Raw genomic sequence first — 20,751 nt, 5'->3', positions numbered from 1 at the left:
GGGGGGATGCCATGACAACACAGCCACAATACCTTTGCATCGATCTTAAATCCTTTTATGCCTCGGTCGCCTGTGTGGACCGAGGCCTTGATCCGCTCAAAACGAGATTGGTGGTCGCCAACAAAAACCGGACCGACAAAACAATTTGTCTGGCCGTTTCACCGGCATTAGAGGCCCTCGGCGTTCCCGGACGCCCCCGTCTCTTCGAGGTGCGTCAGCGGTTAGATCGCCTTTCCCGGCGCACTGGCCGGGCCATTCCCTTTATCATTGAACCGCCGCAGATGGCCCATTATATCCAGGTCTCCGCTGATATTTATGCCATTTATCTTCAGTATATCGCGCCGGAGGATATCCACGTTTATTCGATTAATGAAGTTTTTATCGACGTGACGCCTTATTTAAAAACTTACGGTTTAACAGCTCGTGAACTGGCCATGCGCATCATCCGCGATATCCTGCAGACCACCGGTATCACCGCCACCGCCGGTATCGGCACCAACCTTTATCTGGCAAAGATCGCGATGGATATCGTGGCCAAGCATGTTTCACCGAATGGCGATGGCGTGCGCATCGCAGCTTTAGATGAGCGCAGTTACCGCGAAAAATTATGGGATTATCAGCCGCTGACCGATTTCTGGCGCATTGGTCCCGGGACGCTTCAGAAACTCCAATCCCAACGATTATTCACCATGGGGGATATTGCCGCGCGTTCCTTCACCGACGAGGAATCCCTCTACCGGCATTTCGGCATCGACGCGGAAATTCTCATCGATCACGCTTGGGGCATTGAACCCTGTACCTTGTCCGATATCAAACACTATCACCCAACGAGCCGTTCCCTTGGCTCCGGTCAGGTACTCCAGCATCCCTATCGCTATGAAGAAGCCGCCCTGATCCTTCGGGAAATGGCGGAAGCTTTGGTGCTCGACCTTGTGGATCAATCACTTTTAGCAGAAGGCGTTACCATCGATTTGGGATATGACCGGGAATCGGTTGACTCTGGGCGCTATCGCGGGGAAATCCATATCGATCGTTATGGCCGGCGTGTTCCTAAGCACGCACATGGTACGACCCACTTTGCATCGCCAACCTGCCGTTCCGATCTGATCATCCGTCAAACCCTCGCTTTGTACGAACGCATCGCCAATCCCGACTTAACCATTAAACGATTAATGGTCACCGCCAATCGCGTTTCTCAGGCCAAGACTACCCCTCATCAGCTTAGCTTTTTTGACGATCCCGACAATGATTCCCAGGATCTAAAATTGCAAAAAACCCTGAACACCCTTCGCAGACGATATGGCAAAAGTGCTGTTTTTAAAGCCATGGATCTTCAAAAGCACGCCACCACTTTGGCGCGCAATGCAGAAATCGGAGGCCACCACGCATGAAAAAAGCATCTCACACCGGCATTTATCCTTTAGAGGCTACCCGTCCCCGACATGACAGCGATGCTTTTTCCCGCCGTCATCCGCCGATGACCATCTGCCGTCGCGCCAAGATTTTCGCTCCTTTTGCCGCTTTAAAAGGCTACGATCAGGCACTGGCGCACAAAAAAGGGCGCACAGCACCGCTGCGCTTGCTCGCCGATGAGGAACGCCTGACCATCAATCGCCGTTTGCAGCACCTTTGTTCACTTTTAAGCGACGGGCAATCCCCGATATTAAAACTTATCTACTTTATTCCCGATTCGGATTTGCCCGATCGCGGAATAACAGCAGAACAAACCGGAAAACTCGCCGCCATTGATCCTGTTCAGCACACCATAACGCTCGACGGAAAAGACGCCGTTCCCCTCGATTATCTCTACGCGATTGATTTTGCCGACGGTGCAACCGCAATATAAAATCCACTTTAACCTTCTCCAATCGCCTGTATTTTCCAATTCAATTTAAATTTAACTTGCAGCACGCTCTTCGGCGTGCTTATTTTGCTTAAATCTCATATTAAAAGCATTCTAATATGCTTTTAATTGCTATTTCCGAAGGATTATGACAAGATAAAAACTTATTGCAATTGGGCCGGCAAAACCTTAACCGCCAAATCGGCATCAGCCGGTCAGTCCGTTGCTTTAATTGAAAAAGACGATCGCCGCGACGGCGACACCTGGTATCAATGTCGCCTGTATTCCCACGAAATTTCTTGAAAACCATGCTCATTCTGCCACTGAACAGGATCCCCCGGCTTTTTATCAAAAGACTATCACCGATAAAGATCAACCGATCCGTGCCCCGCGTCAGAAAAACCACGACAAAATGACCGGTGCCGGTGATGATATCATTCACGCCCAGGCATCCTTTGAAGATGAACATGTTCGTCCTGCGCTTTGCTGATGGTCAGGAAAAACGTATTTTCGGGGAGACCATTGTGATCAACACCGGATCCCAGTCTGTCGTGCCGCCGATTCCGGGCCTTGCTGAAAGCAACCGCGTTTTCACCAGCGATGCCCTGCTGGATCTGGCGGTCCTGCCCAAGCACCCGATTATCGTCATCATCGGTTATATCGGTTTGGAATTCGCGTCCATTTTCACCAATTTCGACGATCATTCAACGCGGTGATACTTTTCTGCCCCGGGAAGACCGGGAAATCGCCGACGGCATCCACGGCCGTTTTGCCCTTCTTGAAAGCATGGATGTGCTGGCTATTCACGACCGCGAGGCGGCCGCCGCGTTAAACCTTTCGATACCTGATGGGACTTCCGAGCTTTCTGCCGATGCCATTTTGATTGCTACCGGACGCCGGCCTAATACCGATGGACGCACCCTCGAAAACACTGGCGTTCAAACCGACGCGCGGTGCCATCATGATGAACGCACATCTGCAAACCAACGTTGCCCATAGCTATGCAGTCGACGATGCCGCGGCGGTATGCAGTTCACCTATCTTTCCCTGGATGATTTTCGTATTGTCTTCGGTCATCTAAACGGCAATGGCAACCGCACCACCGAAAATCGCGGCGCCATTCCCTACACCACTTTCCTCGATCCGCCTTTCTCCCGCATCGGCGACAGCGAGGCACAGGCCAGATTCAAAGGATATCACATCCGCGTGATGACCTTGCCGGCCGCTGCCATTCCCAAGGGCAAGCGAATGACGATCAGATTCTCGGAACCCACCTCTTCTGCGCCGAATATCACGAAATCATCAATATTATCAAGATCATGACGGATGCGCATCTGCCTTACACCACGCTGCGGGATATGATCTTCACCCATTCCACGACGTGCGAAGCTTTTAACGAGCCGCCATAAATGCCTCTCATTAATCAGAAAAAATGCCGGTTGGAAATTCAGTTCGAAATCCAACCGGCATTTTTGTTTGATTGTTATTTTATTTTTAGCGGAAGGGAAATCATCTTATGCTAATTTAACCCGTTTCCCGATATCTTCTTTTTCTTTTGGAGCCGGTTCAGAGCTGATGCCGCCAAAGGGCATTTGGGCAACCAGTACGAAATTTTCCGGCACATTGAACAATTTTTTCACGGCGTTGTCAATCACCGGATTATAATGCTGCACATTGGCGCCGATGCCTAATTCTCGAAGTCCTGCCCAGATCGAAAACTGCAGCATCCCATTGGATTGCTGCGCCCAAATCGGAAAGTTCACAGCATAAAGCGGAAAATCTTCCTGGTATTTTTTCACGACGGCTTCATCATAGAAATAGAGCACGGTGCCGGCAGCGGCCTTGAAGCCGTCGATCTTTTCTCTGGCGACCTTGCCGCCAAACGCATCATCAATCGTGTCCCACAGGGCGTTTTGTTTGTCGCTAAGCGCCACGACCACCTGCTGACTTTTCATATTAAAGGCATCCGGAACCAATTCGGTTAAATCGCAGATCAGCTTCACTATCTGGTCTTCCAGCACCGGCAGTTTTTTATTCAGATCATAAACGGAGCGCCGTTTTTTCACTGCATCAACAATACTCATTTTTTATCCTCCATATTTACGATTATTTTATAATTTTTTAGCGATATTGATAGAAACCTTCGCCGGCATTGATGCCGAGCTTACCTTCGTCGATATACGATTTAAGGATGGCAACGATCTTCCCATGGGTCGACTGCGGATCCGAGGCATCCGGATAGTTCATCATCACATTGTAGGCTGTTGTCAAACCGATGATATCCAAAATCTGAAAAGGCCCGAGAGGGCTGCCCGTTCCCAAACGCCAAGCCAAATCAATCGTTTCAGGATCGCTCACACCGTTGGCCAGCAAGCTTTCACCGGCATTCAGGAAGGGGATCAGCATGGAATTCAGAATATAGCCCGGCTGCTCTTTTAACACCTTTAGCGGCACCATGTTGATCGCCTCTGCAAAGTCAACCGCTGCATCAAAGGCGGCCTGATTGGTTCCGTCATGCCCCATAATTTCTGCCGTATTGCTGCGCCAGATATTGTTGGCAAAGTGAATGGCCAAATAGCGCTGGGGATTTTTCACAAAATCTCTGAATTGACTGGGCACCATCGAGGAAGAGTTAGTGGCCACAATGGTTTTATCCGCTAATAACGGCGAGAGTTTTTTATAGAAGTCTTGTTTTGCTTCCGGGTTTTCCGCCATACTTTCGATGATCAAATCGACATCTTTAACGGCTTCCGCGAGATCTGTGGTCAGCTTCAAATTCTGGTAAGCCGCTTCCGCCGCTGCCTCTAATTCGACAATTTTATCGAGTGTCAGCTTTTCCGAATCCGCAATCAAGCCCCGGGAAAAGCTGGCATGGCTGCTGCCGATCTGATTTTTGGCTTCCGCCAGTTCTGCCAGATAAATTTGATGCAGACGATCAATTTTCGGCTGAGAGCGTCCGATGGATGCGTCTGAGCGCAGCCAGACGGTTACGTCAAAACCGCAGTAAGCAGATTGAAATGCAATTTGACTGCCGAGAACGCCACCGCCAGCGACAACAATTTTTTGAATGTTCATCTTATATCTCCTTATTAACGAAATTCGAATTAACTGAAAATTCACTGAAATTTTTTTAGAACTCTGTTGGATTGAGTTGTTCATCCTTTGGTGCTTTTATATTAGCATCCAAATAAATTGTTGTCAACTATTTTTTGTAAAATTATTTTTAGTTTGAATTGTCTTTTCGCAAAAAAGAGCCTACATTTTCCATCGCGTCACAAAAAAATTTCTGCTGCGAGCTACAAAAATAATCGCAATTAAAAAGCCCCTTCTCGGAGCTTTGATAAAATTTTTTCTTCTTAAATTCTTTCAATATCAACAGCGCCCACTCTTCTTTTGATTTCACGTCCAAAAATTTAAAAATCGTCCAGTCGGTTTTATCGCTACGGCCTTTAAAAAACCGCCCGAATACCCAGCGGCCGAGATAATCGCTCCCCAGCCCCACAAAGTTGCCGAGCATCAGGCAAAGTAAAAGCATCTGCCAATTGCCGTCGGAAGCAAATGTCGAGAAGCCGCCCGTAAAAGCGCAAACAACCACCTTGGTCAGTGGGCCAGGTAACAAATGACACCGGTGAAAAAACCGCTGCACAGTGCGCTGAAAATCGGGCCGTTGGAGCTTAAATTGCCCAAAGACAAAATGGCGCTGCCGATGGCCACGCCGGCGTAGTTGCTGCAAACCGATCGAATGAAGCCACCACGACTGCCGCCAGAAGCAAAATAGGCGGTGCAGCCCACGAATCCGGTCCATCCCACGAGCATCCCCGAGGCTGCCCAGGTGCACAAACCCATCCAAAGGCCGCACACCACATCGCTGCCAATGGCTGTTGATAAATAAATCCTGCTTCCATTTTGATTTCTCCTTCTTGTCAATTCAATCCCATTCATTATATTATAACGATTTTCGCTTTGCCCATAAAAAACAGTCTGCTTTAATCGTGAAACAGACTGCTCGCCTTCTGGTCCTTTAAATCGGATAAAGGGTTCTCAGCGTTTTTTCTCGTTCCATCCAGTTGGGCATCAACGTTTTAAGCGCTGAGAAAAATGCATTGTTGTGGCTGGGAAAACTCAGATGCAGCACCTCGTGCTGGGCGACAAAGGCGATGCAAGCCTCCGGCACTTTGATGAGCTCGAGGTTCAAAATCAACACGCCGGTTTTCGGATTACAGGCTCCCCACTGATTATCCATCCGATAAATGCGCAATTGCGGCAAACGCTTGTGATTATAGGGGATGGCCTTCACCACCGCTTCCGCCACAATCGGCGTGAACACTGCCTCCGCCTGTTTCTGATACCAGGTATCCAAAATGCCGGCGTTGGCTGCAATGTCGGCGGGTTCCTTGGCCGATAAATAAAGATATTCTCCGCGCAGCGCTACCTGCGGAACCTCGCCGTCCCCAATCGGCTGCACCACCAAAGTGTAGTACCGGCCCAGATATTTATGCTTTTCCCCGGTTACAAAGTGATAATCCTTGCAGTGTTCAGGCATCACCGGCTGTCTTAATTGGCTGTTGTTCATATCGTCCTGCCTCTCTATTAAGATATTATAGCTGAAATTTATCGACAAGCGCACGATTTTCTTGTCACTGTGATATAATAATTTGACTTATCGGCGGTTCGCGTTCCAGACGCTGCCCGCTTCAAAATGAATTGATCAGCGTTTGGCACCAAACGCATCAAGGAGGTACTCATATGGAAAGCACTTTAAAAGTCAGCCTGCTCACCCACACCCCGGACCCGGAAAAGGTCATCGCAGCGGCAGCCAAACTTTGTTATTCATCTTCCGGCATCCCCGAACTTATGGCGAACCAAACGCCTGATAAAGTCCAGAGCTTTTTAAACCGACTGTCCAACTACGGCCACCTGTCCCCGGTGGAGCACGTCAGCTTCACCTTCGGCATTGAGGGTGTCAGCCGCTCCCTGACCCATCAGCTGGTGCGCCACCGCCTGGCCAGTTACAGTCAAAAATCCCAGCGCTATGTCACCGAGGGCCAATTTGATTACATCGTGCCGCCGGAAATCGCCGCGATCCCCGCGGCCAAAGCGCGCTACCTTACGGCCATGGCTGACGACCAGGCCGCCTATGATGAATTGACCGACACCTTAAAAGCCGCGCATCTTAAAACCTTTTTAGCCGAAGGGCTCTCCGAGGATGAGGCGGCCCGCAAGGCAGAAAAAAAAGCCATCGAAGACGCGCGTTATGTGCTGCCCAACGGCTGTGAAACCAAAATTGTCATGACGATGAACGCCCGGGAACTGCTTCACTTTTTCAACCATCGCTGTTGCAACCGCGCCCAGTGGGAAATCCGTGAATGCGCGACTCAGATGCTTTTGCTGGTGAAGGAAGTCGCTCCCACGCTGTTCAAAAACGCCGGCCCTTCTTGTCTGAATGGCCCTTGCCCGGAGGGCAATATGTACTGTGGCGATATTCAAGGCGTCCGCGCCCACTTTGCCGCCCTTCACAAGGCCAATCCATAAGAGCACGCTCCGTATTTGCACACAAAAAAACATCCCGATGAATTTTCGTCAGGATGTTTTTTATTGGTGTTTACATTTCAAATTTTTTGTGAATGTGAATCATCGCTTCCTTCGCCCGGTCTTTGTCGATCAGGCAACTGAGTTTGATTTCCGAGGTGGAGATCGTCAGAATATTGATGCCCAGTTCATAAAGGGATTCAAAAAACTTGCTGGCAATTTCTGCATTGGCCACCACCCCGGTGCCCACCACCGAAAGCTTGGCCACGCCCTGATCGAATTCAACCTTCTGGGCGCCCACTTCAAAGGCGAACTTCTGGGAGACTTCCACCGCATCCTGCAATTCGTCCACGTTCACCGTGAACGAAATATCGTTAACCGCCGTCCGGTTGACGTTCTGCACGATCATATCCACGTGAATATTGGCAACCGCCAACGAGGTGAACAGCCGAAAAGCAATCCCCGGTTTATCCGGCACTTCCAAAATTGAAATCTTTGCGATGTTTTCATCAAGGGCAATCCCCCTGACCAATACCTTTTCCATTTGATTAACGTCCTCCTTGATAATGGTTCCTCTATTCTCGTTAAAACTGGACCGCACGACCAGCGGCAATTTGTATTTCTCTGCCAACTCAACCGATCTTGTGTGCAGCACACCCGCACCAAGATCAGCCATTTCCAAAACTTCTGCGTAAGAAATCTGATCGATTTTCCGAGCGCCCGGCACCACACGTGGGTCGGCATTGTAAACCCCATCCACATCGGTGTAGATTTCACAACGTTCGGCTCTCATGGCTGCAGCCAATGCCACCGCTGAGGTGTCGGAGCCGCCGCGGCCAAGTGTCGTCACTTCGTCATTTTCGTCAATACCCTGAAACCCCGCGACAATCACCACCTGATGAGCCCTCAGCTCCCGTTCAAGACGTTCGGTGTCAATACCTTCAATCCGCGCTTTACGGTGCACATCCGAAGTGCGGATGCCGCATTGCGCGCCAGTCAGTGAAATTACCGTGTAACCAATCGCCTGAATGGCCATCGCTAACAGCGCAATGCTTTCCTGTTCGCCGGTCGCCATCAGCACATCCAGTTCCCGGCTCGGCGGACTTTCGTTGATGGCCTGAGCCATGCTGACAAGTTCATCCGTGCGTTTGCCCATCGCTGATACAACGACGATCATTTTCTTGCCATTATCCACGCCGTGAACGATTCGCTGCGCCACCATTTTTATTCTTTCAACCGAACCGACCGATGTCCCGCCATATTTCTGAACGATTAAATCTTTCATCTTATTTCCGATTATTCCGACTTCTATTCATAAATGCGCGCATAGAACACATCGCTGACACATTCTTTGATGCGATCCACCAGACCGTCAAACACATCAGCCTGAATGGTCGACGTAGTATAGAAAATCGCTTCATCGGAAATAACAATATTTTCCCGGCCTTTGTCAGCGTCCATCACCGACATGACAAAAGCTAATTCATCATTGTCTGCGATATTCACCCGCAGATAATAACGCCCCGAAAATCCGGAGTTGCCCATTTTATGCAATTTTTTATCCAACTTTTTATAAGGAGGTTCCCGATCTTCCTTCAAGCAATTGATAATATAAAGGGCGTCACCGACCACAGCATTAGCCGTCGCATCTTTGCCCGCACCCTTGCCGTAAAACTGCAGTTCCCCGATGATATCCCCTTTAATCGAAATGATATTAAACTCCGAATTAACATTGCTCATCATCGATTCTTTAGAGAAAAGCACTGGCTCAACAGTGGTATAAACCTGGTTTTTATTGACCAATTTGGAGTGCCCCAGATATTTGATGGTATAGCCCATATCGCCGGCCATTTCCACATCGATGGCCGATACATCGGAAAGACCACGCTTCTTGATGTCTTCGTCACGAACCACACCGCCATAGGCCAATGTCGAGAGAATCGCCAGTTTGCGAGAAACGTCGTAACCTTCAATATCCGCTGTGGGATCTGCCTCGGCGAAGCCGATCTGCTGCGCTTTTTTGAGAGTATCATCAAAATCGGCGCCATTTTCTGTCATATTCGACAAAATATAGTTGGTGGTCCCGTTGAGAATTCCTTTGATTTCGTCGATGCGGTTGATTTTAAGTTCTTCTTTTAAACTGCCGATGATGGGAATTCCGCCACCGACGGCTGCTTCGTAGCGCAAAAATACATTCTTCTCGGCTGCAATACCGGTCAGCTCATCAAAATATTCCGAGAGCACCGCTTTGCTGGCCGTCACCACATTTTTACCGTGCTCCAGCGCCGCCTTGATCATTTTATACTCGAAATCCATGCCGCCAAGCAGGGAAATAACGATCTGAATTTCAGGATCATCCATGATCAGCGCCGGATCCGTTACAATCTTGCACACCTGATCTGACGGATCCACGTGTTTGTTAGGATCTTTGTCCAAAATTTTGGAGATGACCACGGGTTCATCCAAGTTGTTAGAAAACCGGCCCTTATTCAGATTGATCAGCTCGTAAACACCCGTCCCGATCGTTCCGAAACCTAATAACGCAATTTTCACGCCTCTTACCTCGCTTCAAAATTTCATGGTCCAAGACCATTTCCGATACCTATTTCGTTTGATATCCCCTCGATATCAACATAATGTAAAAAAATGCAAACGAAAATTTTCTTGTAATTCGGTGAAAAACATTTTATCATATAGAAGTGAGAACCGCAATCACTAACTCTTGGGATTTCATAAGACTTTCATTATTTTTCATAGTTCTTCAAAATTTCGATCTTGATATTGATCTATGGCTTCCCCCGTGCTTTTCTTCCCCTCGATGACGCACCTTTAATCTTTAAAAGCACCTGTCCGTGATTGCATCCTGACATGATCTTATTCTGAACGACACCAGGCATCGACCCATCAGATTTATTACCATCGGAGGCAATATGAATCAAAAGTACATCAGCACCCGCGGCGGACAACAAAATATTTCTGCATCTCAGGCAATTATCTCAGGCCTTGCCGCAGATGGCGGCCTTTTTGTTCCGTCTTTTATTCATGAAAAATCAATCGATCTTTCAGCGATCACCGACATGAACTACAGTGATTTGGCCTGTGAGATTTTCAATCTTTTTCTCGATGATTTTTCTGAGGACCAAATCCGCCACTGTGTGACCCAAGCCTATGAAACCGGTCTTTTTGAAGGGAATGCACCCGTGGCCGTCCATCGGGCTGCCGATCGCTATTTTCTCGAACTTTATCACGGGCCCACCTGTGCCTTTAAAGATATGGCATTAACCATTCTGCCCCACTTCATGACAACAGCCATGCGTATCCAAAATATCAACCGCGAAGTGGTGATCCTCACGGCAACTTCTGGTGATACCGGCAAGGCTGCCCTTTCAGGCTTCGCTGATGTTCCGGACATCGATATCATCGTTTATTACCCCAAAGACGGCGTCTCGACGATTCAGGAAAAGCAAATGCTCACCCAAACGGGCCAAAACACCTGTGTGGTTGGCGTCGACGGCAATTTTGACGACACGCAAAATGGTGTGAAGCGCATTTTTTCGGATACGGCTTTTAACCGGGATCTTCAAGCCAAAGGGTTTCAACTGACTTCAGCCAATTCCATCAACATCGGCCGGCTGCTGCCCCAGGTGATCTATTATTTCTATAGCTACGGCGAATTGATTAAACGCGGCGCCATCGCTTTGGGCGATGCTGTCAACTTTGTTGTGCCCACCGGCAACTTCGGCGATATTCTGGCCGGTTATTACGCATCGCTTATCGGACTGCCCGTCGGGCGTTTGATCTGTGCCTCCAACGCCAACCGCGTGCTGACGGACTTTTTTAAGACCGGCGACTACAACCGCAACCGCCCCTTTTATAAAACCATGTCGCCGTCGATGGATATTTTAATTTCGAGCAATCTCGAGCGTCTGCTCTACGATCTTTCCGACGACACCGATTTTGTGGCCGGCCAGATGCAGGCATTGAGTATGAACGGCATCTACACCATCCCCCAGGCCATACGCGACAAAATTGACGCCCGCTTCTGGGGCGGCTGTGCCGACGAAAAGGCCACCGCATCGGCCATCAAAGCCATGTTCAGGGACCACGGTTACTTGATGGACCCCCACACCGCCGTGGCCAGCCGGGTTTATGATAATTACCGCTTGACCACCGGCGACACCACCCCCGCCGTGGTGCTTTCCACCGCCAGCCCCTATAAATTTGCCCACCACGTGTACGAAAGCATCTTTGGCCGCATTCCGGCGGATATGAACGACTTCGCCGTGTTGGATGCGCTGGCTGATCAAACGGGAGTGCCCATTCCCGCGCCGCTGGCCGGTCTGGAAAGTCGCCCCAATCAGCACGATCACGTCTGCACCAAATCCGATATGTCCGATGCCCTCTCCGCCTTTTTGAGCCGCCTTTCGGAGAACGCACAATGAATAAAAACATTCCATCAGAAGAACGGTCGGTGATGGTCCGCGTGCCAGGCACCTCGGCGAACATCGGCCCCGGATTTGACGCCTTCGGCATGGCCTTTAATCTCTACAACACCTTCACTTTTCAGGCAAAAAACGACGGCAAGCTCACCATCCGCGGCGTTCCCCGCAAATACCAGGGCAAATCCAACCTGGTGTATAAAGCCATGCAGAAGGTTTTTAAACAGGTGCATTATTCTCCCCGCGGCCTCTATCTGTACACAAAAACCGATGTGCCGGTCAGCCGAGGACTCGGTTCCTCCGCGACCTGCATCGTCGGCGGACTCGTCGGCGCCAATGCCCTCTGCGGCAGCCCTTTGAATGAAGCGGAACTCTTCGACATGGCCGTCGCCATGGAAGGCCATCCGGACAACATCGCTCCGGCTTTTTTCGGCGGGCTGGTATGCGCCATCGGAGAAAACGGCCACAATGACTACATCAAAAAATCGGTGGCTGACTGTTTTGCCTTCCATCTGATCATTCCTGATTTTGAGCTTCCCACCAAAGAAGCCCGCGCGGCGCTGCCGGATCAGATCGACCGCACCGACGGCGTCTTTAACGTAGCCCACGCAACGATGACCTACCTCGCCCTGACCGAAGGGCGGCCGGATGTGCTCAAACACAGCATGGCGGACAAATTGCACCAGCCCTACCGAAAGCACCTGATCCGCTCCTACGACGCGGTGTGCCAGGCCGCCAAAAGCTACGGCGCTCTCGGCGTATGCATCAGCGGCGCTGGTCCGACGCTGCTCGCCATCACGCCCAAAAGCAATCTGTCCGCCTTCTCGGAGCACATGCGCCGCTTCCTCGCGCGGCGGGAACCCCACTGGCAGCTTTACGATCTCGATCCAGACAACAACGGCACCACCGTAATCTTCAAATAAATTTTCACCGTTTTTAAAAGCACGCCTCCCGCGTGCTTTTTTTGATGCGCACTTTGCCGGCGCTCCTTTATTTTTACCCGTTTGACGGCTCTTCGTGTGTTTTAAAAAATTCATTCGTCTTTTCATAGTGCAGCCGATTTTTTTCTGGTATAATAAAAAAATCTTATGGGACATTTTAATTTTCAGGAGGGAATCATGAAGGAATACCAGCCGGTTAAAAAAGGCAAGGTGCGGGAAATTTATGATATTGGCGACAGCCTCGTCATGGTCGCAACCGATCGTATCTCCGCCTTTGACGTCATCTTAAAAAACAAAATCGTCAAAAAAGGAACGGTCTTAACTCAGATGTCCAAATTCTGGTTTGACTATACCAAAGACGTGCTGCCCAATCACATGATCTCCGTCGATGTGGCGGATATGCCTGCATTTTTCCAAAACGAAAATTTTGACGGCAACAGCATGCTCTGCAAAAAGCTGACCATGCTCCCCATCGAATGCATTGTCCGCGGTTACATCACCGGCAGCGGCTGGAACAGCTACCAGAAGGACGGCACGGTCTGCGGCATCAAACTTCCGGGAGGTCTCAGGGAATGCGACAAACTGTCGGAACCCATTTACACACCGAGCACCAAAGCGGATCTGGGCAATCACGACGAAAACATCTCTTTCGAACAGAGCATCGACGTGCTGGAAAAACACTTTCCCGGCAAGGGCAGGGCCTATGCCGAAGCGCTGCGCGACAATACTCTGGCGCTCTACCAAAAATGCGCCGATTACGCCCTGAGCCACGGCATCATCATTGCCGATACCAAATTTGAATTCGGTATCGACGAAACAGGCAACCTCATCATCGGCGACGAAATGCTCACGCCGGACAGCAGCCGTTTCTGGCCCCTCGAAGGCTATGAGTCCGGCAAACCCCAGCCCTCCTTCGACAAGCAATTCGTCCGCGACTGGCTCAAGGCCAACCCGGACAGCGACTACAGCCTGCCGCAGGATGTCATCAATAAAACCATCGCCAAATACAAAGAAGCCTATAAGCTGCTGACCGATCGGGACATTGTCTGACTGCTATCGGCCGACTATTCGCAGCTTCAAAATCACAATCCTGTTGATTCGGCAGGATTTTTTACCGCCGCATCTCTAAAAATAAGGAGCCCCGCATGACTTACCCCCTGCCTCAGCTCATGATCTTCGATATGGATGGGCTGATTTTCGATACCGAACGGCTGTTTATGGCCCAAAAAGCCATCGTAATGGCGCGCTATGGCTACACGCAAAAAAAATCTGATTACGTCAGCACCCTCGGCACTTCCGGCAGCGCCCTCAACCGAAGACTGCATCGGATTTACGGCCCCGATTATCCAGCCGACCGCATCAGCGCCGAAACCCGGGAACGCGTCGCCAAGGCCGTCGCCCAGGACGGTCCGCCGGTGAAACCCGGCATCCCAGAACTCCTCCGCTGGCTGCAAAATCATCACGTCCCCTGCTGCGTCGCGACGGCTACCCCCCGGGAGCATGCCTTGTTTTATCTCGAGCAAAGCGGACTGCTGCCCTATTTTGATTTTGTGGTGGCCGGCAATCAAATCAACCGCGCTAAACCGGATCCGGAAATTTTTCTGGCCTGCTGCACGCGAAAAAACGTCAGCCCCGAAGCCGCCATGGTGCTGGAAGATTCGGAAAACGGCATTCTTGCCGCCGCTCGGGCAGGCATTCCCGTGGTGGGTATCCCGGATCTCAAAATCCCGGAACCCGCCGTTGCCTGCCGGGCACTGACGCTTTTAAACAGAGCGGACGAAGTGATCGCCCTTTTTGATTAGCCGATGGTTTCGATCAAATTGATCATTTCAATCGCCGAGCAGGCCACGTCGTAGCCCTTGTTGCCGGCCTTGGTGCCCGCGCGTTCGATAGCCTGTTCGATGTTTTCCGTGGTGATCACGCCAAAGAGCACCGGAATCCCGGCCTTAAGTCCCACCTGGGCAATGCCCTTGCTCGCTTCGTTGCACACATAGTCATAATGGCTGGTTGCGCCGCGAATCACCGCTCCCAGGCAGATCACTGCATCGTATTTTTCCGTTTCGGCCATTTTCTGCGCGATCAGCGGAATTTCAAACGCGCCGGGCACCCAAGCAATGTCAATGTCGTCGTCGTTCACCCCGTGACGAATCAGCGCGTCCTGCGCCCCGCTGACGAGCTTCGAAACGATAAATTCGTTAAACCGCGCAGCGACAATGCCAATCTTAACTTGCTTTGCAACAACTTTTCCTTCTAATTTTCTCATGATTCGCTCCTTTATCTTTATAATTGATTTGAATTTTACTTTTCCGTTTTCTGTTCCGCGCTAAATTCGTGCACATGATGATCGTGACTGCAACCATAATGCGTCATATGGTCCATCTTTTCCTGTTTGGTCATCAAATAATCGTAATCGTATTGCTGAGCGTCGATCTGAATCGGTACCCGCTCCTCGATCGTGATGCCATAGCCCGAAAGACCGGTGATTTTCGTTGGATTGTTGGTGAGCAGACGCAGCCGTCTCGCTCCGATATCTCGAAGAATCTGTGCACCGACGCCGTAATCCCGCATATCCGGCGGGAAGCCCAGCATCACATTGGCTTCCACCGTATCGTAACCTTGTTCCTGCAGATCATAGGCCTTGATTTTATTGATCAGCCCGATGCCCCGGCCTTCCTGGCGCAGATAGAGCAAAATGCCCCGGCCTTCGGCCGCGATCTGGCGCATGGCCTGATGCAGCTGATCGCCGCAATCGCAGCGAAACGAGCCGAATACGTCACCGGTCAGGCATTCGGAATGTACCCGGCACAGCACCGGTTCGCCGTCGGCCACATCCCCCATCACTAATGCCACGTGATGATCGCCGTTAATGAGATTGCGGTAGCCCATGATTTTAAACTTGCCATATTTTGTGGGCAGTTTGGCTTCCGCTTCCCGGCGGACAATGCTGTCGTTTTTCACCCGGTATTTAATCAGATCGGCAATGGTGATCACCGTGAGATCCCGCGCCTCCGCAAAATCGAGCAGCTCCTGGGTGCGCATCATCTCGCCGTCATCCCGCATGATCTCGCAGCACAGCCCCACCGGCTTGAGTCCGGCCAGCTTCATCAGATCCACGGTCGCTTCGGTATGGCCGCTGCGGGCCAGCACCCCGCCCTTGCGGGCCTGCAGGGGGAACATATGCCCCGGCCGTCTGAAATTTTCGGGCTTAACGTCGTCCGCCACGGTTTCAAGCGCCGTGAAGGAACGCTCCGCCGCGGAAATCCCCGTCGTCGTGTCCACATGATCGATAGAAATGGTAAACGCCGTACTGTGATTATCGGTATTTTCGTCCACCATCTGGGGCAGATCCAACTTGCGGCACCATTGGGCACTCATGGGCATGCAGATGAGCCCTTTGGCATCACTGGCCATTCGGTTCACATTTTCTTTGGTCGCAAATTCCGCGGCGCAGATCATATCGCCCTCGTTTTCCCGATCCGGGTCGTCAATACAGAGGATGATTTTCCCCTGTCTCAAATCTTCCAACGCCTGTTCAATGGTTCCAATCGTCTTCGCCATTTTGCTGTCCTTTCTAAATTTGTTTTAAAATCCGTTTTTCATTAAAAATGCCTTGGTAATACTCTGGACCTCCGGCGCCGCTTCCGGCATCATGAGTTTTTCGATGTATTTACCCACCATGTCGCATTCCAGGTTCACCGCATCGCCTGTCTTTTTATCGGCGAGCGCCGTTACTTCCCGGGTATGGGGAATCACGGAAACCGCGAAGCCTTTATCGTCGACCTGCGCCACGGTCAGGCTGATACCGTCCATGGCGATGGAGCCCTTCGCAATGATATAGCGCAGCACCGCAGGCGGTGCCGCCACAGTGTACCACACCGCGTTATCGTCCTGCCTGATCGCTGTGATCATACCGGTATCGTCGATATGACCGGCCACCATATGCCCGCCAAAGCGTCCGTCCGCCGGCATTGCCCGCTCCAAATTCACCGCAGAACCAATCTTCAGGCTTTTCAGCGCGCTGCGGTTCAGCGTCTCCGACATCACATCCGCGGTGAACGAATGGCCATCCATCCGCGTCACCGTCAGGCAGACGCCGCTCGTCATAATGCTGTCGCCCACTGCCGTGTCTTCCAGCACCGTCTGGCAATCGACGGTTAAAATACAGGATTTCGCTCCCGGCTGAATCCGGCTGATCCTGCCCACTTCTTCCACAAGTCCGGTAAACATCACTTTGCCCCTTTTCTACACATGCTAATGGCCGTCCGGATAGCCCGATACCCAAAGATCGTCACCGCAACGGCCGGTCTCCACCGATGTCAAAACGATGGCATCCGCCATGCACGGGATGCCGGCGCCCCCCACCGGCGGGGGCGCTGCCGCGCCGCCGACCAGTTTCGGCGCGATAAACGCCACGACTTTATTCACCACGCCGGCCTCAAAAGCTGCCGCGTTGAGGGTCGCTCCTCCCTCAAGCAGCACGCTGTCGATTTCCCGTCGGCCCAAAAGGCGCATCAGTATATTCAAATCCACGCGAGTGCCATCGCCGGCCGGCAAAACCGTCACGCCGGCCGCCTGCAGCGCCGTCGCTTTTGCCGATGCCGCCGCTGTTTCTGTGCAAGCCACAATCACCGGGATATCGCCGGCCGTCTGCACGATGCGGCTGGCAAGCGGTATGTGCAGATTTGAATCGCAGACGATGCGCACCGGATCGACGCCGGCTTCAATCCGGCAATTGAGCATAGGATCGTCGGCCATCACCGTGCCGATCCCCACCATGATGCCCGAATATTGTTTGCGCATGCGCTGGACCTGAGCGCGGGAAGCTTCGCCGCTGACCCACTTCGCATCCCCAGAGGCGCAGGCGATTTTGCCGTCGAGGGTCATTGCGTATTTACTGACCACAAAAGGCGTCCGCATCGTCATATAATGATAAAAAACCTCGTTGAGTTTTCGGCATTTTGTTTCAAGAATCCCGGTGACCACCTCGATGCCGGCGGCTTCCAAAATTTTCACACCCCTGCCGGCCACTTTGGGATTCACATCCAGCGAGCCGACAAACACCCGGCCGATGCCTCGCTCAATGATGATTTCTGTGCAAGGCGGGGTCTTGCCATAATGGCAGCAGGGCTCCAGCGTCACATAAAGATCGGCATCTGATAAATCTTTTTCGCAGTGCGTCAGGGCATTGCGCTCAGCATGATAGCCACCGACACGCTCATGATATCCCTCTGCAACGACCACGCCGTTTTGAACCACCACACACCCCACCATCGGGTTCGGCGACGTGTGCCCCATGCCCTGCCTGGCCAAAGCCAGCGCGCGGCGCATAAACGCTTCGGCTTGTGCTTTTTCCGCTTTTGTGCCTTTCCACTTCACTGATGTCAATGCATTGTCGCTCCTTTCTCAAATCCGTCAATGCCGCAGTCTTCCGATACAGGATTTTTTGCAAAGAAAAACACCCTGCATCCTAACAGGGTGTTTCGTTTGAATTAAAAAATAATCATCTTCTTCCATCCGGACTATAACCGTCGGTACCGGAATCACACCGGTTCATGCCTTTCGGCTCGCGGACTTTAACCGCCGATTGGGAATTGCACCCCACCCTGAAGATATGATCTGCCCTTTCGGGCATCATTGTTATTACAATAACAAGCATAACGCAAAGGCCATACCGTGTCAATAGTTTCAGTTGAATTATTTTAACGCCCGCAAGAAAACCTAATGGATCTTGAGCATATTCTTTGTCGATGCAAACGCATAAACACCATCCAAATAGCCGACCAAAAAATCCTTGGCTAAACTGGGACTTAAAATATTTTTTCTGGCCTCAGCGATAGAAAACCAATCGTAATCGTCAATTTCCCAATTCGGCCGGGGCTTTTCGCCGCCGACCACCACCGTAAAATTAAGCATCAGCGTATTGGTCGGTTCAAAAAAATGACTGTGATTAAAGCGCAACGCTTTAACCTCAAGCCCCATCTCTTCCATCACCTCACGTCTGACCGTGACTTCAACATCCTCGCCCCGGGAAACGTAACCCGCCACCAATATATAAGCATCCCGTCCGTATTGTTTGATCAAAAGCACCTGATCTTTATGTTCGTTGAGTACGATCATGCTGACCGCCGTATTAAACACCGGAAAGCGGAAATCGTGACATTGGGGACAATAAGGGACAATTCCCTCCCCTTTTAGATAACGATGCATCAATTCTGTGCCGCAGGCCATACAATGGGTCATCTGTGGAACGCTCATAAAAGTAATGTCTCCTACACGATTCTAAAAATGTGCAAATAAAAACCTCCCGCAGGAGGTCCCATTCATTTCTTCTGCTGCTTAAACGAGCCGATCCCCCGGCGTTGGGATGTGTCCATTTCGGTCAGCTTGTTCCATGCGATATCTCTGGGATCCCGTCCGGATTCGGTCATTTTTTGCGTGTTAACAGCCAATCCTTTAAAACTTTTCTGCGCTTTGTGGGCCGCTGTCAGAATGCGCTCCGTACAGTAGTTCACCCGGAAAATCGCATACTGGATTTGTCCATGGATCATGCGATCGTGGGATTGCTTGGCGTCATCCCTTTCCGGATTGCCGTAAACCTTTGTCCGTCTCGCCGCTGCTTCCATTTCCTGATTCCAAAGATAGGCTTTTTTAATCAATTTACGGTAAGGCTCGCTGGCCTGCTCGTATTGGGTCTTCTGATTTTGAATCAGCGCCTGGAGATCATCAACTTCTTCTCCGACATACCAAGCTTCCAAAGGTGCGAAGGCTTTTTCCACCATCGCCACAAAATCATTGATGTCCGAGGTATCAATCGGTGCACCGTAATCCTCTGGTTCGGGCATGACAAACGCATCCCCAAGGTGTTTTTTTGTATGTTCTACTAACATGATTTCCCCTTCTTATCTGCAGTCTCAAACTGCGTCGTCTTTAGGCGCACCTATTATATCGTTAGCCCAAAACACTGTCAAACCTTTCTTCAAATATCACATATTTATTAGCTTTTATTTAAAGCTTGGCTGTTGCCTAATCGGGGATCAACTGGGCCAGGATCTCCTCGAATCTTATTCGCCATTTCTCATATTGATCATCGATTTTTAAATCGACACAGCATTCATACAAAATCACCGTTCCAACTGCGCGCAATGGTTCCCGCCGACGCCCTGTCATCAAGGGGAAGAGAATTTTTTGAGCGACCAGCTCGCGCTCGAGACGTGGCGGCAGCGCCAACGATAAAATGCCCTCTTCCGATACGGCCGCCAGCGTGTCCGTCACGGCTTGCAATGCTGGCATTAATGTTTCAATCTGCGCTTTTCCGCTGAGCATCGCCGTCAATTGTCCCTTTGCGACCTGAATGCCCTTCGCCAATTCGTCCATGGGAATTCCTCTCTTCTCCGCTCAGTGTTCTGCCGCTCAGGCCACGCCTTAACATCGGAAAGATATGCGTGATGATGTTTCAGGCGTATTGCCGATAGCAAAACACCGGACTCCTGCCATGCATGACATCCGGTGCTGTGCTCAAAGCAAACGATTTTCGCTTCCCTTTCATTCATTTAATTGTACCATAATTTGGCGCATTTTGCTGATCTATTTAAAATCAATTCAAACGCGAAAACAGTCTTTCAGACAGCCGTGCTTTTCGTAATTGGTGACGCGTTCGACGCGGTTGCCTTCGCCCAAGAAAATCACCTGAGGCTTGTGTGCCCTGGCTTCCTGCTCATCGGCCAAAGCATAGGCCATGATAATCACCTTATCCCCAACACAGGCGCAGCGCGCTGCCGCCCCGTTGAGACAAATGATGCCGCTGCCCCGTTCCCCGGCAATGGTGTAGGTTTCAAAGCGTTCGCCATTGTTCACGTCGACAACGGCGACCTTTTCGTATTCCAAAATACCGGCCTGATCCAGAAAATTCTCGTCGACGGTGATCGACCCCACGTAATCCAGCTCGGCCTGGGTCACCGTCGCACGGTGGATTTTTCCCTTTAACATTGAAATCAGCATC

General features: G+C 50.9%; 24 protein-coding genes and 1 riboswitch. Of the genes, 9 read left to right on the top strand and 15 right to left on the bottom strand.

Annotated elements, in window-relative coordinates:
- Positions 1 to 11: 11 nt before the first annotated feature.
- The 4 genes from HMPREF0721_RS01775 (at position 12) to HMPREF0721_RS01760 (ending at position 2,559) form a co-directional block, all read left to right on the top strand.
- Positions 12 to 1,391: a Y-family DNA polymerase gene (locus tag HMPREF0721_RS01775; protein WP_006597814.1), complete on the top strand. Its 1,380-nt coding sequence runs from the start codon at positions 12 to 14 to the stop codon at positions 1,389 to 1,391.
- Positions 1,388 to 1,846, top strand: coding sequence for a hypothetical protein (locus HMPREF0721_RS01770; protein WP_006597813.1), 459 nt, complete (start codon positions 1,388 to 1,390; stop codon positions 1,844 to 1,846). Before HMPREF0721_RS01775 ends, HMPREF0721_RS01770 begins: the two co-directional genes overlap by 4 nt.
- Positions 1,847 to 2,075: 229 nt before the next feature.
- Positions 2,076 to 2,333 carry a hypothetical protein gene (locus HMPREF0721_RS12055; RefSeq protein ID WP_169310192.1) on the top strand — a complete coding sequence of 86 codons (258 nt, stop codon included), beginning with the start codon at positions 2,076 to 2,078 and terminating at the stop codon, positions 2,331 to 2,333.
- The gene (locus HMPREF0721_RS01760) at positions 2,311 to 2,559 is read left to right on the top strand and encodes an FAD-dependent oxidoreductase (protein WP_006597811.1); all 249 of its coding nucleotides are present in this window, start codon (positions 2,311 to 2,313) and stop codon (positions 2,557 to 2,559) included. The genes HMPREF0721_RS12055 and HMPREF0721_RS01760 overlap by 23 nt, the downstream gene beginning before the upstream one ends.
- Positions 2,560 to 3,039: 480 nt before the next feature.
- Here HMPREF0721_RS01760 and HMPREF0721_RS11700 read toward each other — a convergent pair whose 3' ends face one another.
- The 5 genes from HMPREF0721_RS11700 to HMPREF0721_RS01735 form a co-directional block, all read right to left on the bottom strand.
- Positions 3,040 to 3,306 (bottom strand): hypothetical protein, encoded by a 267-nt coding sequence (locus HMPREF0721_RS11700; RefSeq protein WP_156788671.1) that lies wholly within the window; start codon positions 3,304 to 3,306, stop codon positions 3,040 to 3,042.
- A gap of 51 nt (positions 3,307 to 3,357) precedes the next feature.
- Complete coding sequence (locus HMPREF0721_RS01750; protein WP_006597809.1) at positions 3,358 to 3,927, bottom strand: nitroreductase family protein; 570 nt, start codon at positions 3,925 to 3,927, stop codon at positions 3,358 to 3,360.
- A gap of 37 nt (positions 3,928 to 3,964) precedes the next feature.
- Complete coding sequence (locus HMPREF0721_RS01745) at positions 3,965 to 4,918, bottom strand: 3-hydroxyacyl-CoA dehydrogenase (RefSeq protein WP_040639833.1); 954 nt, start codon at positions 4,916 to 4,918, stop codon at positions 3,965 to 3,967.
- Between the two features lie 525 nt (positions 4,919 to 5,443).
- The gene (locus HMPREF0721_RS12755; protein ID WP_242821877.1) at positions 5,444 to 5,659 is read right to left on the bottom strand and encodes a DUF1097 domain-containing protein; all 216 of its coding nucleotides are present in this window, start codon (positions 5,657 to 5,659) and stop codon (positions 5,444 to 5,446) included.
- A 205-nt stretch (positions 5,660 to 5,864) separates the two neighbouring features.
- Positions 5,865 to 6,470: a M48 family metallopeptidase gene (locus tag HMPREF0721_RS01735; RefSeq protein WP_006597805.1), complete on the bottom strand. Its 606-nt coding sequence runs from the start codon at positions 6,468 to 6,470 to the stop codon at positions 5,865 to 5,867.
- A gap of 119 nt (positions 6,471 to 6,589) precedes the next feature.
- Here HMPREF0721_RS01735 and thyX point away from each other — a divergent pair, with 119 nt between their 5' ends.
- Positions 6,590 to 7,375 (top strand): FAD-dependent thymidylate synthase, encoded by a 786-nt coding sequence (thyX, locus tag HMPREF0721_RS01730; RefSeq protein ID WP_006597804.1) that lies wholly within the window; start codon positions 6,590 to 6,592, stop codon positions 7,373 to 7,375.
- 70 nt (positions 7,376 to 7,445) lie between these two features.
- Here thyX and HMPREF0721_RS01725 read toward each other — a convergent pair whose 3' ends face one another.
- Together HMPREF0721_RS01725 and HMPREF0721_RS01720 are read right to left on the bottom strand one after the other, a co-directional pair.
- Positions 7,446 to 8,657: an aspartate kinase gene (locus HMPREF0721_RS01725; RefSeq protein ID WP_006597803.1), complete on the bottom strand. Its 1,212-nt coding sequence runs from the start codon at positions 8,655 to 8,657 to the stop codon at positions 7,446 to 7,448.
- A gap of 23 nt (positions 8,658 to 8,680) precedes the next feature.
- Positions 8,681 to 9,925, bottom strand: coding sequence for a homoserine dehydrogenase (locus tag HMPREF0721_RS01720; RefSeq protein ID WP_006597802.1), 1,245 nt, complete (start codon positions 9,923 to 9,925; stop codon positions 8,681 to 8,683).
- Between the two features lie 377 nt (positions 9,926 to 10,302).
- Between HMPREF0721_RS01720 and thrC the strand changes: the two genes are divergently transcribed.
- The 4 genes from thrC (at position 10,303) to HMPREF0721_RS01700 (ending at position 14,554) form a co-directional block, all read left to right on the top strand.
- The gene (thrC, locus tag HMPREF0721_RS01715; RefSeq protein WP_006597801.1) at positions 10,303 to 11,814 is read left to right on the top strand and encodes a threonine synthase; all 1,512 of its coding nucleotides are present in this window, start codon (positions 10,303 to 10,305) and stop codon (positions 11,812 to 11,814) included.
- Positions 11,811 to 12,734, top strand: coding sequence for a homoserine kinase (gene thrB, locus HMPREF0721_RS01710; RefSeq protein ID WP_006597800.1), 924 nt, complete (start codon positions 11,811 to 11,813; stop codon positions 12,732 to 12,734). The genes thrC and thrB overlap by 4 nt, the downstream gene beginning before the upstream one ends.
- A gap of 195 nt (positions 12,735 to 12,929) precedes the next feature.
- Positions 12,930 to 13,802 (top strand): phosphoribosylaminoimidazolesuccinocarboxamide synthase, encoded by an 873-nt coding sequence (locus tag HMPREF0721_RS01705; protein ID WP_040639831.1) that lies wholly within the window; start codon positions 12,930 to 12,932, stop codon positions 13,800 to 13,802.
- Between the two features lie 95 nt (positions 13,803 to 13,897).
- Positions 13,898 to 14,554, top strand: a complete 657-nt coding sequence (locus tag HMPREF0721_RS01700; protein ID WP_006597798.1) for an HAD family hydrolase — start codon at positions 13,898 to 13,900, stop codon at positions 14,552 to 14,554.
- Here HMPREF0721_RS01700 and ribH read toward each other — a convergent pair.
- The 8 genes from ribH to panD form a co-directional block, all read right to left on the bottom strand.
- Positions 14,551 to 15,015 carry a 6,7-dimethyl-8-ribityllumazine synthase gene (gene ribH, locus HMPREF0721_RS01695; RefSeq protein WP_006597797.1) on the bottom strand — a complete coding sequence of 155 codons (465 nt, stop codon included), beginning with the start codon at positions 15,013 to 15,015 and terminating at the stop codon, positions 14,551 to 14,553. The two genes, HMPREF0721_RS01700 and ribH, sit on opposite strands and share 4 nt — an antisense overlap.
- Positions 15,016 to 15,050: 35 nt before the next feature.
- A complete protein-coding gene (locus HMPREF0721_RS01690; protein WP_006597796.1) occupies positions 15,051 to 16,310 on the bottom strand; it encodes a bifunctional 3,4-dihydroxy-2-butanone-4-phosphate synthase/GTP cyclohydrolase II in 1,260 nt (419 codons plus the stop codon).
- A gap of 24 nt (positions 16,311 to 16,334) precedes the next feature.
- Positions 16,335 to 16,979, bottom strand: a complete 645-nt coding sequence (locus HMPREF0721_RS01685; RefSeq protein WP_006597795.1) for a riboflavin synthase — start codon at positions 16,977 to 16,979, stop codon at positions 16,335 to 16,337.
- Between the two features lie 24 nt (positions 16,980 to 17,003).
- Complete coding sequence (ribD, locus tag HMPREF0721_RS01680) at positions 17,004 to 18,128, bottom strand: bifunctional diaminohydroxyphosphoribosylaminopyrimidine deaminase/5-amino-6-(5-phosphoribosylamino)uracil reductase RibD (protein WP_006597794.1); 1,125 nt, start codon at positions 18,126 to 18,128, stop codon at positions 17,004 to 17,006.
- Positions 18,129 to 18,250: 122 nt separating this feature from the next.
- Positions 18,251 to 18,367, bottom strand: a riboswitch (FMN riboswitch).
- A 103-nt stretch (positions 18,368 to 18,470) separates the two neighbouring features.
- Positions 18,471 to 19,007, bottom strand: coding sequence for an NAD(+) diphosphatase (locus tag HMPREF0721_RS01675; RefSeq protein WP_006597793.1), 537 nt, complete (start codon positions 19,005 to 19,007; stop codon positions 18,471 to 18,473).
- Positions 19,008 to 19,072: 65 nt separating this feature from the next.
- The gene (locus tag HMPREF0721_RS01670) at positions 19,073 to 19,639 is read right to left on the bottom strand and encodes a hypothetical protein (protein WP_006597792.1); all 567 of its coding nucleotides are present in this window, start codon (positions 19,637 to 19,639) and stop codon (positions 19,073 to 19,075) included.
- A gap of 136 nt (positions 19,640 to 19,775) precedes the next feature.
- Positions 19,776 to 20,126, bottom strand: coding sequence for a hypothetical protein (locus tag HMPREF0721_RS01665; protein ID WP_006597791.1), 351 nt, complete (start codon positions 20,124 to 20,126; stop codon positions 19,776 to 19,778).
- 225 nt (positions 20,127 to 20,351) lie between these two features.
- A complete protein-coding gene (panD, locus tag HMPREF0721_RS01660; protein WP_006597790.1) occupies positions 20,352 to 20,750 on the bottom strand; it encodes an aspartate 1-decarboxylase in 399 nt (132 codons plus the stop codon).
- Position 20,751: the final 1 nt, after the last annotated feature.

The sequence above is a fragment of the Pseudoramibacter alactolyticus ATCC 23263 genome, from assembly GCF_000185505.1.
Lineage (GTDB): Bacteria > Bacillota > Clostridia > Eubacteriales > Eubacteriaceae > Pseudoramibacter > Pseudoramibacter alactolyticus.
The sequence above is the reverse complement of the archived record's forward strand: the minus strand, read 5'-3'. Positions and strand labels throughout refer to the sequence as shown.

Coding starts and splice junctions, on each gene's coding strand:
- thrC (WP_006597801.1), top strand. CDS start 10,303: ATGAATCAAAAGTACATCAGCACCCGCGGCGGACAACAAAATATTTCT.
- HMPREF0721_RS01775 (WP_006597814.1), top strand. CDS start 12: ATGACAACACAGCCACAATACCTTTGCATCGATCTTAAATCCTTTTAT.
- HMPREF0721_RS01670 (WP_006597792.1), bottom strand. CDS start 19,639: ATGTTAGTAGAACATACAAAAAAACACCTTGGGGATGCGTTTGTCATG.
- HMPREF0721_RS01685 (WP_006597795.1), bottom strand. CDS start 16,979: ATGTTTACCGGACTTGTGGAAGAAGTGGGCAGGATCAGCCGGATTCAG.
- thrB (WP_006597800.1), top strand. CDS start 11,811: ATGAATAAAAACATTCCATCAGAAGAACGGTCGGTGATGGTCCGCGTG.
- HMPREF0721_RS01675 (WP_006597793.1), bottom strand. CDS start 19,007: ATGAGCGTTCCACAGATGACCCATTGTATGGCCTGCGGCACAGAATTG.
- HMPREF0721_RS01750 (WP_006597809.1), bottom strand. CDS start 3,927: ATGAGTATTGTTGATGCAGTGAAAAAACGGCGCTCCGTTTATGATCTG.
- HMPREF0721_RS01770 (WP_006597813.1), top strand. CDS start 1,388: ATGAAAAAAGCATCTCACACCGGCATTTATCCTTTAGAGGCTACCCGT.
- ribH (WP_006597797.1), bottom strand. CDS start 15,015: ATGAGAAAATTAGAAGGAAAAGTTGTTGCAAAGCAAGTTAAGATTGGC.
- thyX (WP_006597804.1), top strand. CDS start 6,590: ATGGAAAGCACTTTAAAAGTCAGCCTGCTCACCCACACCCCGGACCCG.
- HMPREF0721_RS01760 (WP_006597811.1), top strand. CDS start 2,311: ATGTTCGTCCTGCGCTTTGCTGATGGTCAGGAAAAACGTATTTTCGGG.
- HMPREF0721_RS01705 (WP_040639831.1), top strand. CDS start 12,930: ATGAAGGAATACCAGCCGGTTAAAAAAGGCAAGGTGCGGGAAATTTAT.
- HMPREF0721_RS01690 (WP_006597796.1), bottom strand. CDS start 16,310: ATGGCGAAGACGATTGGAACCATTGAACAGGCGTTGGAAGATTTGAGA.
- HMPREF0721_RS01665 (WP_006597791.1), bottom strand. CDS start 20,126: ATGGACGAATTGGCGAAGGGCATTCAGGTCGCAAAGGGACAATTGACG.
- HMPREF0721_RS01745 (WP_040639833.1), bottom strand. CDS start 4,918: ATGAACATTCAAAAAATTGTTGTCGCTGGCGGTGGCGTTCTCGGCAGT.
- HMPREF0721_RS01725 (WP_006597803.1), bottom strand. CDS start 8,657: ATGAAAGATTTAATCGTTCAGAAATATGGCGGGACATCGGTCGGTTCG.
- HMPREF0721_RS01700 (WP_006597798.1), top strand. CDS start 13,898: ATGACTTACCCCCTGCCTCAGCTCATGATCTTCGATATGGATGGGCTG.
- panD (WP_006597790.1), bottom strand. CDS start 20,750: ATGCTGATTTCAATGTTAAAGGGAAAAATCCACCGTGCGACGGTGACC.
- HMPREF0721_RS12755 (WP_242821877.1), bottom strand. CDS start 5,659: ATGCTCGTGGGATGGACCGGATTCGTGGGCTGCACCGCCTATTTTGCT.